11 protein-coding genes, 1 tRNA gene and 1 pseudogene are annotated in these 17164 nt (G+C 25.8%); 8 read left to right on the plus strand and 5 right to left on the minus strand.

The genetic code is table 11. From position 1 onward, the window contains the following. Window positions 1–632: 632 nt before the first annotated feature. Both R4K56_RS06095 and R4K56_RS06100 read right to left on the minus strand, forming a co-directional pair. Window positions 633–1430, minus strand: coding sequence for a flagellar hook assembly protein FlgD (locus tag R4K56_RS06095; RefSeq protein ID WP_335759848.1), 798 nt, complete (start codon window positions 1428–1430; stop codon window positions 633–635). Window positions 1431–1476: 46 nt separating this feature from the next. After that, window positions 1477–3060 carry a flagellar hook-length control protein FliK gene (locus R4K56_RS06100; RefSeq protein WP_335772939.1) on the minus strand — a complete coding sequence of 528 codons (1584 nt, stop codon included), beginning with the start codon at window positions 3058–3060 and terminating at the stop codon, window positions 1477–1479. Window positions 3061–3270: 210 nt separating this feature from the next. Between R4K56_RS06100 and R4K56_RS06105 the strand changes: the two genes are divergently transcribed. Both R4K56_RS06105 and R4K56_RS06110 read left to right on the plus strand, forming a co-directional pair. Continuing rightward, entirely contained in the window at window positions 3271–6309 is a 3039-nt protein-coding gene (locus R4K56_RS06105) for a tetratricopeptide repeat protein (RefSeq protein WP_335786894.1), read from the plus strand. Window positions 6310–7396: 1087 nt separating this feature from the next. After that, the gene (locus R4K56_RS06110) at window positions 7397–7759 is read left to right on the plus strand and encodes a hypothetical protein (RefSeq protein ID WP_335759845.1); all 363 of its coding nucleotides are present in this window, start codon (window positions 7397–7399) and stop codon (window positions 7757–7759) included. Between the two features lie 437 nt (window positions 7760–8196). Here the strand turns inward: R4K56_RS06110 and lepA are convergent, their stop codons facing one another. After that, window positions 8197–10008 (minus strand): translation elongation factor 4, encoded by a 1812-nt coding sequence (lepA, locus tag R4K56_RS06115; RefSeq protein WP_297297574.1) that lies wholly within the window; start codon window positions 10006–10008, stop codon window positions 8197–8199. Window positions 10009–10234: 226 nt separating this feature from the next. Here lepA and R4K56_RS06120 point away from each other — a divergent pair, with 226 nt between their 5' ends. Together R4K56_RS06120 and R4K56_RS06125 are read left to right on the plus strand one after the other, a co-directional pair. Further along, window positions 10235–11029 (plus strand): transporter substrate-binding domain-containing protein, encoded by a 795-nt coding sequence (locus tag R4K56_RS06120; protein ID WP_335772941.1) that lies wholly within the window; start codon window positions 10235–10237, stop codon window positions 11027–11029. 89 nt (window positions 11030–11118) lie between these two features. Beyond that, window positions 11119–11910: a transporter substrate-binding domain-containing protein gene (locus R4K56_RS06125; RefSeq protein WP_335772942.1), complete on the plus strand. Its 792-nt coding sequence runs from the start codon at window positions 11119–11121 to the stop codon at window positions 11908–11910. Window positions 11911–12081: 171 nt separating this feature from the next. Here the strand turns inward: R4K56_RS06125 and R4K56_RS06130 are convergent, their stop codons facing one another. Beyond that, window positions 12082–12822, minus strand: coding sequence for a transporter substrate-binding domain-containing protein (locus R4K56_RS06130; protein WP_335786895.1), 741 nt, complete (start codon window positions 12820–12822; stop codon window positions 12082–12084). Window positions 12823–12891: 69 nt separating this feature from the next. After that, a pseudogene (locus R4K56_RS06135) lies at window positions 12892–13665 on the minus strand (transporter substrate-binding domain-containing protein). 617 nt (window positions 13666–14282) lie between these two features. On the opposite strand from R4K56_RS06135, the gene R4K56_RS06140 reads away from it, so the two are divergent. The 4 genes from R4K56_RS06140 to rpsT all read left to right on the plus strand — a co-directional run bounded on the left by R4K56_RS06140 (window position 14283) and on the right by rpsT (window position 16528). Continuing rightward, window positions 14283–14486: a transporter substrate-binding domain-containing protein gene (locus tag R4K56_RS06140; RefSeq protein ID WP_335786896.1), complete on the plus strand. Its 204-nt coding sequence runs from the start codon at window positions 14283–14285 to the stop codon at window positions 14484–14486. Between the two features lie 347 nt (window positions 14487–14833). Next, window positions 14834–16012 carry an enoyl-ACP reductase FabV gene (gene fabV / locus R4K56_RS06145; RefSeq protein ID WP_335772978.1) on the plus strand — a complete coding sequence of 393 codons (1179 nt, stop codon included), beginning with the start codon at window positions 14834–14836 and terminating at the stop codon, window positions 16010–16012. A 150-nt stretch (window positions 16013–16162) separates the two neighbouring features. Further along, window positions 16163–16237, plus strand: a tRNA-Asp gene (locus R4K56_RS06150). A gap of 27 nt (window positions 16238–16264) precedes the next feature. After that, a complete protein-coding gene (rpsT, locus tag R4K56_RS06155; protein WP_297299723.1) occupies window positions 16265–16528 on the plus strand; it encodes a 30S ribosomal protein S20 in 264 nt (87 codons plus the stop codon). Window positions 16529–17164 lie beyond the last annotated feature (636 nt).

The following is a 17164-nucleotide window of genomic DNA, read 5'->3' on the forward strand; positions in this document are numbered from 1 at the left end:
CTATCTTTTTTTTCTGTTGTGCATTATACTGTTTCATAGGTATTCCTTTGGGTTTATTTATAGCAATTTAAATTATAAGGAATACCTTCTTTTTTTAAACTAAAAGTGTGCAATATCTATGGCTCTTAAACAGGTAATTCATTTTATCAATACCTTTTTTAATATCTAAATTCTAATAAAAATTAATGATTTTATATTTTTTAATTTAATTACATTTGCCCGCCCTCTATCTTTATTGCTTTTATTTTCAATTTTAGATTTTATCTTTTTTGTTGTTTAAAAAGAAATGTTCACGCCCGCCCAAATGATTTTTAAATTTAAAATCTATTTAATGCACGGTTAATGAAATTTAATTATATGATTATATTATAATTAAAAATTGTATTATATATTTAATTTTATTCAGCGTGCGGTATAAGCATCATAAATTTAAAAATAACTTGGGGGGGTTAAAATAGCAGTATAAAATTAAAAAGGAAATATAGTAAAAATAACAGAAAGAAATTTAAAAGAAATAGGGTGGGATTTAGAATAAAGCTAAAAAACAAATAAAAAAATAAAGCCTATAGAATGTAATTAAATTACAATTCCATAGGCTTTAATTTATCAACAATCTTATTTCTTTAAATGTCTTATTTTTTAATAGTTTTGTTTCCGCCTTCTTTGCTGTTCATTAATGCTTCTTCTGCTTTCATCATACCAGCAGTTTTATCTGTTTTATTTAAGCTGGCATTATCTACTTCAGAAACTTCGCTTTTAGTAGCAGCATTGATTTCAGCCTCTATAGCAGCTCTCATATCTCCGAACTCATTATTAACTTGTTCACCGCTTTCATCATTAGCAGAAGGTCTTCTAATAACTTGAGCTTTATCAACTAAAGAAGATTGGAACATTTTTGTTGCTTCATCTTCGCTTTGAGCTTGTCTAACTTGAGAAACAGCAGCAGCTTCTGAAGCCATTAAATCACCGCTTGAATGTACTATCATAACATCTTCAGGACGTACAGTAATAAGTCCGTTTTCTGTTCTAACAGCAAGTGCTACTCCAGTATCATTTTCCATAACCATTTCAACAGGGCCTAAGAATCTGTTTCCAGCTTCGTCCATAACCTCAACACTCTTTCCAAGCATAGAATATCCTGTTTGGCTTGAGTAGAAAGTTTTCATAGAATCAAGATTTTTATTAACTTCTGTCATCTGTTCAACTGATGAGAATTGAGCTAATTGTGCAATCATATCTCTGTTGTCCATTGGTGACAAAGGATCCTGATGGCTCATTTGTACAGTAAGTAATTTTAAGAAAGCATCTTTACCCAAAGAATTTTGAGTAGGATCTCTCTGGAAATTATGCTGTAAATTGAAAGCACCAACTTCCTGTTTTAAGATTTTTATCTCTTTATCTGACATTTTTAATGCATCTGCTGAAATCATTTATTTATCTCCTTAAAGTTGTTTTCTCTGCTGCTTCGAGAATTACTTATATAAGTAAATTTAATTTTCTTTCTGGTACTATATATGTTTTTATATCTGCTTTTACTTCTTCAACATTGTTGTCATTTTCAAAAGCAAGTCTGTTTCCTGCATTTTCTAATTCTTCACCAAATCCGCCGTCGTTAGGCATATCTTGTCTAAGCATTACATCAAAACCTTCTATGTTAATACCTATTTCATTTAATGAAGATATTACAGTATCTAAATTCTTAGTAAATATATCTTTAACATCGGCATTATCTACAAATATCTTTCCAATTAAATTATCTCCGTCCATACTTATTTTTAATCTTACTTTTCCTAAGTATTCAGGATTAAGACTCATTAATACTTCGCTTTTACCATTGCTTACTGCTACTTGTGCTTTTTCTACAAGTTTGCCCATTAAGTCTTGGAATTTTATCATATTATCTGTAAGATTAGTGCTGTTATGAGTTTTTGATACATTGTTATTATAATGATTGTATCCTTTCAAATTAGCACCTTCTGCAGAATCTTTCATATTGATAATTGTTAATTCTGCACCTTTGTCATCTGATATTGTATTGTTTACAGCGTTGTTATTATTGTTATTTTTTACATCTGTATCTTTATCAGCATATTTGTTTTCAACATTATTCATATCAATATTAGCATCTGCCATAATTGTATTATCAGTTTGTACAGCAGTTTCTTCAACATTGATATCTTTTGTTTCTATATTTTTCTCATTTTCTTTATTAGAAGCTATTTTTATTTCTTTATTATCTGTAGAATCAGTTTCTTTAACTTCTATATCATCTTTAATATCTTCAATAGAAACTTCTTTTTCTTCTTCGATGTTATTGTCAGCATCTATCATAGCTTTTAAAGTTTCTAATGATTCTATTAAATCTTCTAATTCTTTTTTATCTTCTTCATCTAATTCATCTAAATTCAAAGATTCTATTTGTTTTTTGATTTTTTCTATTTCTTCAGAATTCTTAGTATTTTCTTTTTTATCTGTTCTAGCTACTGAAGCTTCTTTGTTATTTAATTCTTTTACTTCAGATGTTTTTTCATTATTAGCAGAAGCATTTTGTAAAACAAGTTTAGCTTTTTCTTTTGTTAAAGCTAATTTTTCTTCATTATTGCCATTTAATTTTGATTTATCAGATTTTTCTTCTGCCTTTTTTTCATCATTATCGGAAGCAACTTTAGTTTCATCTTTTACAGCTTTTTCTTCTGAATCATTAACAGCATTTTTTTCTTCAGCATTATTTGAATTACTATCAGTCTTTTTTACTTCATTTTCTTTAGATGATAATTTTTCTTCTATTGTAGAATTAGTAGCATCATATTCATTATAATCATCATAATTGTTGTACTCATTATAATTAGTTTCTGTTTGATTATTATTATCTGAAGAAGTATGTCTTTCTATTTTGTTTGAAACACTAGAAGGAGCTGAATAACTTTCTTCAGTTTGTGTTTTATTTAACATATTAGCGAAAGAATCATCATAACTATAATTGTTTAAGTTATAAGCATTATTGTTAGATGAAACATTAGTATCAACAAAAGATAATAAATTACCTAATCCATTTACCATAATTTACTTCCTAATTTTATTTATTACTATTATGTTAATTTTCGGAAGGATAAAAAATTCCTTTATAAAAAATATATCCTATTTTTATAAATTCTATTAAAAAATATTGTATTTTTATATAGATGTATTTTCTATGATGTTATTAATAATGATATTAATTTTTACAGAATGGTTTATAATTATATAATAAATTAATTTCTAGGTTATAGTATGTTAAGCGGAATAAAAGGGTATTTATTAAAAAAAGAAATATACAAAATAAAAGAAAATGCAGCAAAAATAAATTTAAAAGAAGTAAAAGAGGATTTAATTCCTGATGCAAAAAAGTCTGTAAATAAATTAATTAATTTTTTATCTAAACTTTTATTATCAAGTTCAAATAACGATATAGATGATATTGTAAAAGATATTAATTCAAAAATAAGTGCCTTTAATAATGAAATGAATTCCATAATGAAAAAAAGCATTGTAATACCTCCTATGGTTAATGTTATGCCTGACTTAACAGAAGATGATTTTTATGAAATAAAAACTTTTATAGAAAATATTAATATAAAACCTGATAAGTATTTTGATAAATTCGATGATAATGCTTATATAGATGATGAATTATTGGACAGATTAATATTATTAGATAATGAAATTGATAAGGCTTCTGATAAAGATTCAAATAAGGATTTATATAAAGAGAGAGCAAGCATATACAATAAATTATCAATGATTAATTATGCTATTGAAGATTGTGATAGAGCAATTAAATTGGATAAAAATGATATAGAGCTTAAATTATTAAAATTGGATATTATGCAGAAAGATGATTCATTATCTCATGAAAAAATTATTAAATGTTATGATGATATTATTAATTTAGATAAGACAAATATAAACAGCTATTATAAAAAAATAGAATATCTAAAGAAGATAAAATCTAAAGAAAAAGATATTATAAAATGTTTAAATAATATAATATCTTTAGATGAAAATAATATAAAAGCATTGTATGAAATTGCAAATGAATATAAGAATATTGCTGATAAAACTGCTTCTGAAGAAAATTATAAAAAGGCAATAGAGTATTATAATATAGTAAAGAAAATAGATAATAATTATTATGATACGGTCAAAAATGAATCTTATTGTTTAAAGAAACTTAATTTTAATAAGGAACTTAAAAAATCAATAAAATATTATCAAAGTAAAGCTGAAGCATTTTTTGATTTAGAAAGATATGAAGAAGCTAAAAATTGTGCTGATAAGGCTTTATCCTTAGACAAGGAATATTATTTATCATATTTTTTCAAAGGCAAATTATTAAAAGATATAGGCATTAAATATTATGAAGAAGCTATTGATTGTTTTAATAAGGTTATAGAAATAGATGATAAAAATTTAGACTCTTATTATTATAAAGGAATAATTTATTATGAATTGAAGAAATATAAAGAAGCTTTAAAAGAATTTGATAATGTTATAAAAATAGATAATAAAAATTGTAATAGTTATTATTATAAAGGTTTAGTTTATTATGAATTGAAGAAATATAAAGAGGCTCTAAAAGAATTTGATAATGTTATAAAAATAGATAATAAAAATTGTAATAGTTATTATTATATAGGTTTAGTTTATTTTGAATTGAAGAAATATAAAGAGGCTCTAAAAGAATTTGATAATGTTATAAAAATAGATAATAAAAATTGTAATAGTTATTATTATAAAGGTTTAGTTTATTATGAATTGAAGAAATATAAAGAGGCTTTAAAAGAATTTGATAATGCTATAAAAATAGATAATAAAAATTATAATTGTTATTATTATAAGGGATTGATTTATTATGAGTTAAAAGAATATGATGAATCTTTAAATGAATTTGATAAATCAAACAAGCTTGGATATACAAAATATGATTTATATTACTTTATTGGAGAGATATTAGAAATAAAAACTAATTATAAAGAAGCTATTAAATATTATGATGATGCATTAAAAAGTGCTGAAGAATATAATGGTCAAAAAGATTATAAATATTATTATATTATTGGTATGACATTATATAAATTATCAAAATTTGAAAAGGCTGTAAATAATTTTTATAAGGCTTTATCATTTATATTTGAAGATAAATCATATATTGAAACTCTTTTAATTTACTGTGATAATATGATTGAATTAGAAAATGATAATAAAGTTTTTTATGCCTATAAAATATTATTTTTGATAATGCTAAATAAATATGATGATGCATTATATTTGTATAATGAGCTAAATAAAACTAATGAAGTTTTAGACAGCAATAAATTATATTCTAAAGTGATTGAAATATTAAATCATAATAATATAGAATTGAAAAATGAAAATAGTTTAACAGAATATATAGAACAAAATAATTCAGATATAAAATATTATGATGATTTAATAAAAAAAGATCCTGATAATATAAACGGATATATTGGTAAGGCTAATATATACAAACAATTAGCAGATGTAAACAGTTCTAAAAAATATTATGATTTAGCTATAGAATGTTATGATTTAGTAATAAAAAAAGATTCTTCTAATTTGGAGTCTTATATTGGAAAAGCTTATGTATACAAACAATTAGCAGATGTAAACGGTTCTAAAAAATATTATAATTTAGCTATAGAATGTTATGATATAGTGATAAAAAAAGACAATAAAAATATAGATGCTTATATTGGTAAAGCTGATATATATAAACATTTGGCATATATAAATAGTTCAAAAATACAAAGCTGTAAAAAATATTATAATCTAGCTATAGAATGTTATAATAAAATAATAAGTATAGATAAAAATAATATAGATATATATAGAGAAAGAGCAGATATATACAAACAATTAGCAGATATAAGCGGTTCAAACAATACTAATATAAAAAAATATTATAATTTGGCTATAGAGAATTATGACAGCATAATAAAAATAAATGATAAAGATATAGAAACATACAGAGAAAAGGCTAATATATATAAGCAATTAGCTGAAATAGTAAATAAGGGTAAAAATAAAAATTATAATTTAGCTTTAAAATGCTATAATACAATAATAAAATTAAATCCTAATGATAAATATGCTTGTGAAGGAAAGACTAAAATCTTAACACTTCTTGGAAAAAATAAGGAAGGAAGGCATAAAAAAGTGTCTGAAAAAGTATTAACAGCTAAAAAATCAGCCAAAAAAGCAACAACAATTAAAAAATTAAGCCCTCGTGTCAGACCTAAAAAATGGTAGCTATGATAAAAAAATGTATAAAAATTTTTAACTTTGTCAATTTTTTATTGTTCTTTTGGCGAAGCCCGCCGCACGCCATACCTAAAAGGCACTCCCTACGGTCGCAGGCGGACAGCGTCAAAGAACATTATATCCTCGATAAACTCGGATACGCTTCGCGAAAGTGCAAGTGTAAAAATTAGTACTAAATCATACTAAAAATGTCTTACATGTAATATAATTTATTAAATTAAAGTCCAAATGTAGTCTTTCGCCGAAGGCGGGCTGTGCCTGCTTCTTTGGGGCACGCCAAAGGTACTCCTTCCAGTCGCAAAAGAAGTGGGGTCTTGCGTAAGCACGCAGAGCGGTGGGCAAAGCCCCAGATATAAAATTAAAAATATAAATTTATTTTTGACAAAATATAGTTGTTTAAGTATAATATAAAATGCTGGTTCATTATAGGATATATTAATGAATAATGTTTAACTACGATACTATTATAGTTCGTATACATACTTGATTAGTACTCATTTTACTGTTTATTTGAGTACTAAAAGTCAAGTTATTGCTAATGGCTTAGTAAATCAGTTAATACTATTTAGCTAAGTACTTGTTTAATATTTTAGTTAAAAGCTAAGTAAATTGATAATGACTTAAGCAAAACATTAAATACATGTACTAAGCACTCATATTTTGTTTTGAGTACTTAATCATGTATATTGATGATTTTGAAATAAGCCGGTACGATTAACAGATTACTATAGTACTTTTTGTACTTACTATTTACATGTACTATAAAAGAATCTGCCAATATATTATGGTTGTTAGTAAGTCAGCCATATATATCAATACGTTGTTAGTACTTACCTTACTATTTTTTGTAAGTACTAAAAAGCAAACGTCAAAATTATTACTGTAGGTAAGACAGTAATTTATGTTCATGATAGTTGAGTTTATTTTTTATTATTTATAAATCTGCAACTATTTTATTTCCTTGCATATTGCTTAAATGTAATATGGGGTTGGTGTTATCATAGAATTAAAAACTTTATGATGATTAGGGAAGAATGTTGATGAAGCATTCAAGAAACTTTAAAAGGAGTATTTTATGAACGAAAGATTAAACATAAAAGAATATTTTTCATTACCGTATATATCCTGCAATATAACCGATGATGTTGTTTCTCTTATTGAAGATAATCCAAGAAGGGAAACTATAGAATCTAAAATCAGATATTTAGCTGAATCTTTTTCTAATAAAATCATTATGCAGTCTAAATTATATAAAAAGGTTGATGATGATATATGGGAAATAAGATACCATGACATAAGAATATTTTGTTATAGAGAAAATAATAATTGGTTTTTATATCATGCTATGATCAAAAAAGCAGATAGAATAGGAGATGAGATGTCTATAGTTAAAAGAAAATTCAATGAATTAAAAACAATCATTAATAAAAAACACTAATATACATTTAATATAATTTTATAGTGAACTGGCACAGTATGTCATTATTTTTATGTCATACTGTTTTTTATAAAATAAAAGGAATATATACTGAAAATTTTTAAGTTTGTCATTTTTTTAGTCAACTTTTTCCCGCCGCATACGCTCTGCGGACTTCGTCAAAGTTGCAAAAAGTGCAAGGATGGAATTAGTACTAAATCATACTAAAATTGTCTTACATGTAAAATAATTTATTAAATTAAAGCCCAAAAATGTAGACTTTTTGCTTCTTTGTGGCAACAAAAGAAGTGGGGTCTTGCGTAAGCACGCAGAGCGGTGGGCAAAGCCCCAGATATAAAAGCAAAAATGTAAATTTATTTTTGACAAAATATATTTGTTTAGGTATATATTTTACAATACATATTCCTTTTTGTACTTATGAAATTATTTATTTAAAATTATTTATTATTGTCATCAGTTTTCAATACGCTTATGAATGCATCTTGTGGTATCTCTACGCTTCCAATAGCTTTCATTCTTTTTTTACCTTCTTTCTGCTTCTCTAATAATTTTCTTTTTCTTGTTATATCACCGCCGTAACATTTAGCTGTAACATTCTTTCTTAATGCACTAATATTTTCACGTGCTATGATACGTCCGCCTATTGCAGCCTGTAAAGGTATTTGGAACATGTGTTTTGGAATAAGATATTTTAATTTTTCTATTATTTGTCTTCCTCTAGTTTCTGCATTACTTCTATGTGCCATAAATGATAAAGCGTCTACAACTTCACCATGTACGAGTATATCTATTTTTTCTATTTGGCTTTCTCTGAAATCTGAAAAATCATAATCGAATGAAGCATATCCTCTTGAAATAGATTTTAATTTATCATAGAAATCATATACTACTTCTATCAACGGCAAATCAAATTTTATTTCGGCTCTTTTATCATCTAAATAATTTAAAGAAGTTTGTGTTCCCCTTCTGTCAATACAAAGTGAAATGATGTTTCCTAAATAGTCAGTAGGTACAATTATCAAAGCATTAATAAAAGGTTCATAACATTTTTCTATATACTGAGCAGTAGGGAAGTCTGCAGGGTTATCAATTATTTTTTCTTCACCGTTTGTGAGTTTTAATTTTACTTCTACTGAAGGGCTTGTTATTACAAGGTTAAGATTGAATTCTCTTTCAAGTCTTTCCTGTACAATTTCCAAATGTAAAAGTCCTAAGAATCCGCATCTATAACCAAAACCTAATGCTATAGAGCGTTCCGGTTCATAGACTAAAGAAGCATCATTAAGTTTTAATTTTTCTAATGCCTTTTGTAAATTAGTATAATCTTCATCTTCAGCAGGGAAAATACCAGCGAATACCATTGGAAGAACTTCTTTATATCCTATTAAAGGCTCATCGGAAGGATCATCTTCAAGTGTAATAGTATCGCCTATTTTTATATCAGATATATTTTTAATACCAGCTATAATATATCCAACTTCGCCGCTTTTTAATTCATTTGCAGATTTAAGCCCAAGTAAAAGAGTTCCGCATTCTTCAACTTCATACTCTGCCTTTGTTTCCATTAAAAGTAATTTATCATTTTTCTTTATGGAGCCGTCGAATATTCTCACTATCATAACAGCACCGCGGAAAGGATCATAATAAGAGTCAAATATTAAAGCTCTTGTTTTTTTGTTTGTATTATCTTTTGGGGCAGGTATCATTTTTACAACGGCTTCTAATATTTCATCTATACCTATATCATTTTTAGCACTGGCAAGTACTACATCATCTTTATTTACCCCGAATTCTTTTTCCATTTGTTCTTTACAAAGTTCTATATTTGCAGCAGGCAAGTCTATTTTATTTATAACAGGTACAATTTCCAAATTATTTTCAAAAGCTAAATAAAAGTTAGAAATAGTTTGAGCTTCTACTCCTTGAGCTGCATCAACTACAAGTATAGCTCCTTCACATGCTGCAAGAGAACGTGAAACTTCATAGTTAAAGTCAACGTGTCCCGGAGTGTCTATTAAGTTAAGAGTATAAACTTCTCCGTCTTTTGCTTTATATGTTAATTTTACAGCCTGACTTTTAATAGTAATTCCTCTTTCCCTTTCTATATCCATAGAATCTAATATTTGATCCTTCATTTCTCTGCTTGATACAGCTTTGGTATGTTCTATAATTCTGTCAGCTAAAGTACTTTTTCCATGGTCAACATGTGCTATGATACAAAAATTTCTAATTTTTTCAGAGTATGACATTGATAAAAATATATCCTTATTATAAAAAATTTAAAAATTAATTGATAATTAAATTATACTTAAATATTGATGATATATTATAATATAGTGAGGGTGTTTTTGCAAATAGCTTATCAATAAAAATATTTTATGGTAAAGTATGAAATATTGACTTTTTTAATAATATATATATGATATAACTAATATTCACTTAATTCATGATTTTTAGTACTTATTTTAGAAGAAAATGAAATTATTACACCTAATAACTATATTAATAATATTACTATTTGCGGCCTGTGAAAGTTCATATAATGATGATTCTGAAAAATCAAATGAAATAAAATATCCTGAAACAAATACAGCAGTAACAAATAATCAAATAAAAGTAGGTATTTATGTTTATGATTATCCTTTTAGTTATTTAAGTAATAATACTATTAATGGATTCGATTATGATTTAATAAGTGAAGTAGCAAGACTGTCTGAATTAACAATAAAATTTATGCCTATGCAGTTTGAGAATCTTATTCCTTTATTGCAGGAAAATAAAATAGATTCGGCAATAGCTGGAATGACAATCACAGAAGATAGAAAAAAATTAATTGATTTTTCAGATAAATATTATACTTCTACACAGGCAATATTAATAAAAAAAAGCAGCAACTTAAAAACATTTAATGACCTTAAAGGAAAAAACCTTGGAGTTATAAGAGGCACTATTTCAGATACAATTATTTCAACTAATAAGGATATTATAGTAAAAAGATTTGATAATTGCGGCAGTGCTTTGCTTTCATTAAAGGTTGATAAGTTAGATGCTACTATGTTTGATAAAGTTACCTGCGATTATTATCTTAGATATGATGACAATATTAGACTATTAGATGGACTTGATTATCCTCAAGAAGATTATGGTATAGCTGTTTCAAAGGGGAATTATGCTTTACTTAATACAATTAATGAGTCATTAAATCAGATTATGACTAATGGTTTTTATGATGGTCTTCTTAGTAAATATTTTGATACAAATTTATTTTAATTTTATTCTAAAATAATTGCTTGATTTTTTTTAGATATTTATTATTATTTTTTATATATATTAAAAGTAAGAGATGCATTTTTACACAGATGAAAAAAATTATTGTTTTTATACTATTTGCTTTTATATATTTTACTTCCTGCGGTAATACTTCTAATAATGATAATAAAGAACAAGAATCTCCGGAAACAAATATACCAAATAATAATGATTCTAATGAAAAAGAAACTATCACTGTAGGCGGATATGTTTATGATTATCCGTTTCTATATCATTTGCCTAATGGCGATATAGGCGGATTTGACTATGATATGTTAAATGAAATAGCTAGAATATCAGATTTAAAATTGGAATTTGTACAAAAAGACTTTATAGACCTTATACCTGGCTTATTAGATAAACAAGTGGATATAATATCAGCTGGAATAAGCATTACAGAGGAAAGAAAGAAACTTTTTAATTTCTCAAAGAAGTATTATAGTTCAGGTCAAACTCTTATGGTAAATAAAGATAATACAGATATCAAAACAATAGAAGATTTAAAAGGAAAAAATATAGGGGTAATATCAGGAACAATTTCAGATGATCTTGTATCAGCAATTGAAGGAGTAAATGTTGTTGGATTTGATTCTACAGGAAGTGTTTTATTATCATTAAAAGTAGAAAAAATAGATGGTGCTGTACTAGATGAAAGTACAATCATTAATTATCTTAAACTTGATGATACATTTAAATCAATACCGGGAGTAACTTTTCCTAAAACTGATTACGGCTATGGTATAAGAAAAGAAGATACTAAGCTGCTGGAAAAAATCAATTATGGATTAGATGTGATTATGACAAATGGTTTCTATGACCAATTAATAAAAAAATATTTTTAAATATAAATACATTTCTATAAATTTATTTAACATTTAACTTATATATACCAAAAATTTTTAACTTTGTCATTTTTTTAGTCAACTTTTTCCCGCCGCAAAAAGTTGCAAAAAGTGCAAGGATAGAATTAGTACTAAATCATACTAAAATTGTCTTACATGTAAGATAATTTATTAAATTAAAGCCCAAATGTAGCCTTTTTGCTTCTTTGTGGCAACAAAAGAAGTGGGGTATGGGGCAAAGCCCCAGATATAAAAACAAAAATATAACTTTACTTTTGACAAAGTATAGTTGTTTAGGTATATACCAGTAAGTTTATCAATCAGAACAGCATCAATACTTTCTACTTTTAAAGAAATAAAAGCACTTCCTGCTATTTCAAATCTTTTTATCTGACGAATAACTTCCATTTTTGATAGTATCATATCTGAAACAGTATCTTTTATAACACCTACTGTTTTTCCTACCAAATCATTAGTTGTTGTTATATTTGTATTTTCTTTAGTTACTGCAATACTTTGACCAGCAGTTAAATATCTATCAGAAAAATTCACAATCTTTTTTCTATCTTCTGTTATAGCCATAGCCGCTATAATAATATCTATATCATCTCTAAGAAGTGATGGAATAAGGTCAGAAAACTGCATAGGAACAAATTGTATTTCAAAATCTGATGCATCAGCTATTTCATGCATTAAATCATAATCAAATCCGCCTGCATTATCATTAGTTAAATGAAGTACGGGATAATCATAAATATATATACCGACTTTTAATGTTTCATTAGAATAGTTGTTATTATCAATCTGTATTTCATTTGTTATAGTATCTTCTTCATTATTTGTATTAGAATTATTACTACAGGCGGTAAAACTTATTAAACTAAATAGTATAAAAATAATAATCTTTTTCATTTGTATAAAAAATGTTTTTTTAATATTTGTTAAAAGTTAATATACATCTAATAAAAAGTCAAGCAATTATTAATTAGATTGAGTTGACTGATTAGTTCCTAAATGCTTTTGTATCAAAGTATTATAAGAACCATTATTCATTACTTCAGATAAAGCCTTATTGATTTCATTTAATAATGCTGTTTCATCTTTTCTAAAAGCTATAGCATAATTTTCTTCTGGGAAAGTAATACCTTCAGCAAGTTTAATGTCTTTATCATAAGAAAGATAATGATCACAAGTAACCTTATCAAACATAGCTGCATCAACTTTTCCTACCTTTAATGAAAGTAAAATACTGCTTCCTGTCTCAAACCTCTCTATTTGTATTCCAGGATTTTGTGATATTATTGTATCAGCAATAGTACCCCTTATAACTCCAACTTTTTTACCTATTAAATCTTCTTCTGTATTTATTTTGTCTTCATTCTAATTTAGTAATATAGCCTGTCTTGATGTATAATACTTATCAGAAAAATTCACCTGCTTTTTTCTGTCTTCTGTAACAGTCATACCAGCAATAATAGCATCTATTTTTTTAGCTTCTAAAGCAGGCATTAACTGTTCAAATTGCATAGGAATAAAATTCATTTTAATACTTGAAATTTTAGATATCTCATTCATCAAATCATAATCAAATCCGCCTATAGTACCATTAGATAAATATCCAAAAGGATAATCATAAACATATATTCCTACATTTATAAATTTATTTGCAAATGTTTTATTGGTCGATACAGAATCTGATTTATTATTTGAAGAAGAATTATTACAAGATATAATTAATGATAATATAATTACCATAATTGTTTTTACAATTTTTATTATAGTTCTATTCCTAAATAGTTATATAAAATTAAAATAAGGACAATTTATTAATTTATTATTTATTTTTTCATACATTAAAAATATTTTCAAAAACGCACTTCTTATATTATAGTACATAAATAACATAAAAACAATATTTTAATGTCAATTTTGTTTAAAATGATATATTTTTATAAACACCGTACTATAAAAATTAGATTTTTTGTATCATGACATATTTTAATATAAAAAATACTAAAATGTATCAAAAATAGAAACAAAATTACTATTCAAAGCAATATAATTATTTTTTTATTATAGATTTGTATAAAAATATTTGTTATAAGAAGACCTTCATAAACAAACTTAAAAAGTTTCAGTATATACCTAAACAACTATACTTTGTCAAAAGTAAAGTTATATTTTTGTTTTTATATCTGGGGCTTTGCCCCATACCCCACTTCTTTTGTTGCCACAAAGAAGCAAAAAGGCTATATTTTAGCTTAAATTGATAATTTATATTACATGTAAAACAATTTTAGTATGATTTAGTACTAATTTTATAATTGCACTTTTTGGTTCTTTTTGCGGCGGGAAAAAGAACAACAAAAAAATTGACAAACTCTAAAATTTTTAGTATAAACTATATTCGAGATGATAATGATTTACAAATAGTAGATACTATAGAATATCCTGAAATAGGTTATGGCATAGCTGTAAGAAAAGAGGATAATATATTACTTGATAAAATTAACAGCGGACTTAAAAAAATAAAGGCTAATGGTACTTATCAAAAAATAGTAGATAAGTATTTATGAAATTTTATTTACACTTGCCGCCCTTCTATATTTTATACCTAATTAAAAATTATGATTTAAATTTCTTTATGACAAACTCAGAAAAAGCACACCCACCCTAATGTGATTAGAATTTAGAATATATACACCGTATGAGTTATTTTTTGTATATATGTAGAGTTATTATTAATGTTATTTATGTTATATTTATGAAATTATTTACCATACGTTTAGATGAATCTTTATTAAATTAATAATTATTTTGATTTCATTTTATTTTCATTGAAAAAAAAGCAATTTTATTATAAAGTATATTAAAATTAGTTTGTAATTTATTAAAGAAAATAACAATGATAGGAGAAAAAACTATGGTAGTAGAGCCAAAAATATTAAATAATATATGTATAACAGCTCATCCATTAGGCTGTGCTAAAGAAGTAGAAAATCAAATTAACTATGTTAAATCACAGCCAAAAGTAAAATCTAATGTTAAAAACGCTTTGATATTAGGAGCTTCAGGCGGATACGGACTTGCTAGCAGAATAGCTATAGCTTATGGACTTGGTGCAAAAACTATGAGCGTATCATTTGAAAAAGAAGCTACTGCAAGAAGAACAGCTACACCAGGTTGGTATAACAATGAAGCTTTCACAGCTTGTGCTAAAAGAGACGGAATAGAAGATAAAAATTTGATATTAGATGCATTTTTAAATGCTTCAAAAGAAGAAGTAATAAAAGAAGCTAAAACATTCTTTAACGGAGAAAAAATAGATTTAGTTATATACAGTTTGGCAGCACCTGTTAGAACAGATGAATCAACAGGAACACTTTACCGTTCATCTTTAAAGCCTATAGGAAAGAAATATAACGGTATAGGCGTTGATTTTATGACAGAGGAGTTATTAGAAGTATCTATTGACCCAGCAAATGAAGATGATATAAAATCTACTGTAAAAGTAATGGGCGGAGAAGATTGGAAATTATGGACAGACGCTTTACTTAACGCTGATTTACTTTCTGAGAATGCTATAAATGTGGCTTATTCTTATATAGGGCCAGAAATGACAAAAGCAGTATACAGAGAAGGTACTATAGGAAAGGCTAAAGACCATCTTGAGGCAACAGCACATGAATTGGATAAAGAGATGCAGGAGAAAGTTAAAGGTCATGCTTATGTATCAGTAAATAAAGCAGTAGTAACTAGATCTTCAGCAGTTATCCCTACAGTTCCTCTTTATATAGGCATATTATTCAAAGTGATGAAAAATAAAGGCATTCATGAGGGCTGTATAGAGCAAATGTACAGACTTTTGAACGAAAAACTTTATAATGGCGGTGAAGTACCAGTTGACAGCGAAAACAGAATAAGATTAGATGACTGGGAATTAAGAGAAGATGTTCAAAAAGAAGTTTTAGATTCTTGGAATAAATTAACAAAAGATAATTTAAAAGAAATAGCAGATTTAGCATTATTCAGAAAAGATTATATGAATATGCATGGCTTTGAAGTTGAAGGCATAGATTATAGTCAAGATGTACAAATATGATTTAATTCTGTAAATTGATTGATTATTGATGAGGTTTGAATATATTTTCATATTTAAGCCTCATTTTTTTAAAAAAAATTGGTATTTTTAAAAAAAGTAATTGACAAAAAATAGAATAGTAGTATAATACAGTCATTCCTTAACTAATTTGGAGTTGTAGCTCAGTTTGGTTAGAGCGCCTGCCTGTCACGCAGGAGGCCGCGGGTTCGAGCCCCGTCAACTCCGCTTTTTATTTTAACATGGAGAGCGATAATGCCTAATATAGCTTCAGCATCTAAAAGATTAAGACAAAATGAAGTTAGAAATCTTTATAATAGAAAAATTAAAAGTTTCTTGAATACTCAAAAGAAAAAAGTTCTAAAATCTGTAGAAAGTAATGATAAAGCTCTTGCTATGGAAGAATTCAAAAAATATGCTAGTGCTTTAGATAAAGCAGCAAGAAAATCAGTTATTCATGCTAATAGAGCAGCTGCTAAAAAATCTGATATGATGAAAAAAATTAATGAACTTAAATAATTAAAAAATGAAATTTTACAAGCCTATACACTTTTATGTGTGTAGGCTTTTTTATATTCTTTTTGTTTCAAAATCTATTATACCATTTTTACACAGAATTAATTCAATGATTCTTTTTTATATGATATGTGCTTTATTAATATGGTGTAGTGCAATATATAACTCCTTTATAATAATTCAAAAGAATAAACAAATTACAAATTTTTAATCCTATGTACATATTAGTGCATAGGCTTTTTTATTATTATTGTAAAATTATTATAAAAAAATCATTGCCTTTTTACAAAGAATTATTATATTAGTATTATATAAATACGTGATAAATAATTACAAAATATAACTTTTAAATCACAATAAAATATGAGTACTATGAAAAGGAGGATTCTATATGACAAAATTATTAGATGTTTTGAATAATGTTTTTTTAGATGATGAAGAAGAATATAGTTTATTGATAAATGAATATAATAATATTATTAATTGTGTAGAAGAATAAATAGTTTTTTCAATTTCTCTTTTTGTTTTAGCCTATGTATGAATTAATGCATAGGCTTTTTTATTGTTATTGTAAAATAATTTAGAATTCAATTATGTATTTTTACAAATATATAGATTTTTGGTTTTTTTGTAAAAAAA

The organism is Brachyspira pulli (genome assembly GCF_036997785.1).
GTDB lineage: Bacteria > Spirochaetota > Brachyspiria > Brachyspirales > Brachyspiraceae > Brachyspira > Brachyspira pulli.

Excerpts from the sequence above, each read along its gene's own strand:
- R4K56_RS06095 (WP_335759848.1), bottom strand. The coding sequence starts at position 1,430 with ATGATTTCAGCAGATGCATTAAAAATGTCAGATAAAGAGATAAAAATC.
- R4K56_RS06100 (WP_335772939.1), bottom strand. The coding sequence starts at position 3,060 with ATGGTAAATGGATTAGGTAATTTATTATCTTTTGTTGATACTAATGTT.
- R4K56_RS06105 (WP_335786894.1), top strand. The coding sequence starts at position 3,271 with ATGTTAAGCGGAATAAAAGGGTATTTATTAAAAAAAGAAATATACAAA.
- R4K56_RS06110 (WP_335759845.1), top strand. The coding sequence starts at position 7,397 with ATGAACGAAAGATTAAACATAAAAGAATATTTTTCATTACCGTATATA.
- lepA (WP_297297574.1), bottom strand. The coding sequence starts at position 10,008 with ATGTCATACTCTGAAAAAATTAGAAATTTTTGTATCATAGCACATGTT.
- R4K56_RS06120 (WP_335772941.1), top strand. The coding sequence starts at position 10,235 with ATGAAATTATTACACCTAATAACTATATTAATAATATTACTATTTGCG.
- R4K56_RS06125 (WP_335772942.1), top strand. The coding sequence starts at position 11,119 with ATGAAAAAAATTATTGTTTTTATACTATTTGCTTTTATATATTTTACT.
- R4K56_RS06130 (WP_335786895.1), bottom strand. The coding sequence starts at position 12,822 with ATGAAAAAGATTATTATTTTTATACTATTTAGTTTAATAAGTTTTACC.
- fabV (WP_335772978.1), top strand. The coding sequence starts at position 14,834 with ATGGTAGTAGAGCCAAAAATATTAAATAATATATGTATAACAGCTCAT.
- rpsT (WP_297299723.1), top strand. The coding sequence starts at position 16,265 with ATGCCTAATATAGCTTCAGCATCTAAAAGATTAAGACAAAATGAAGTT.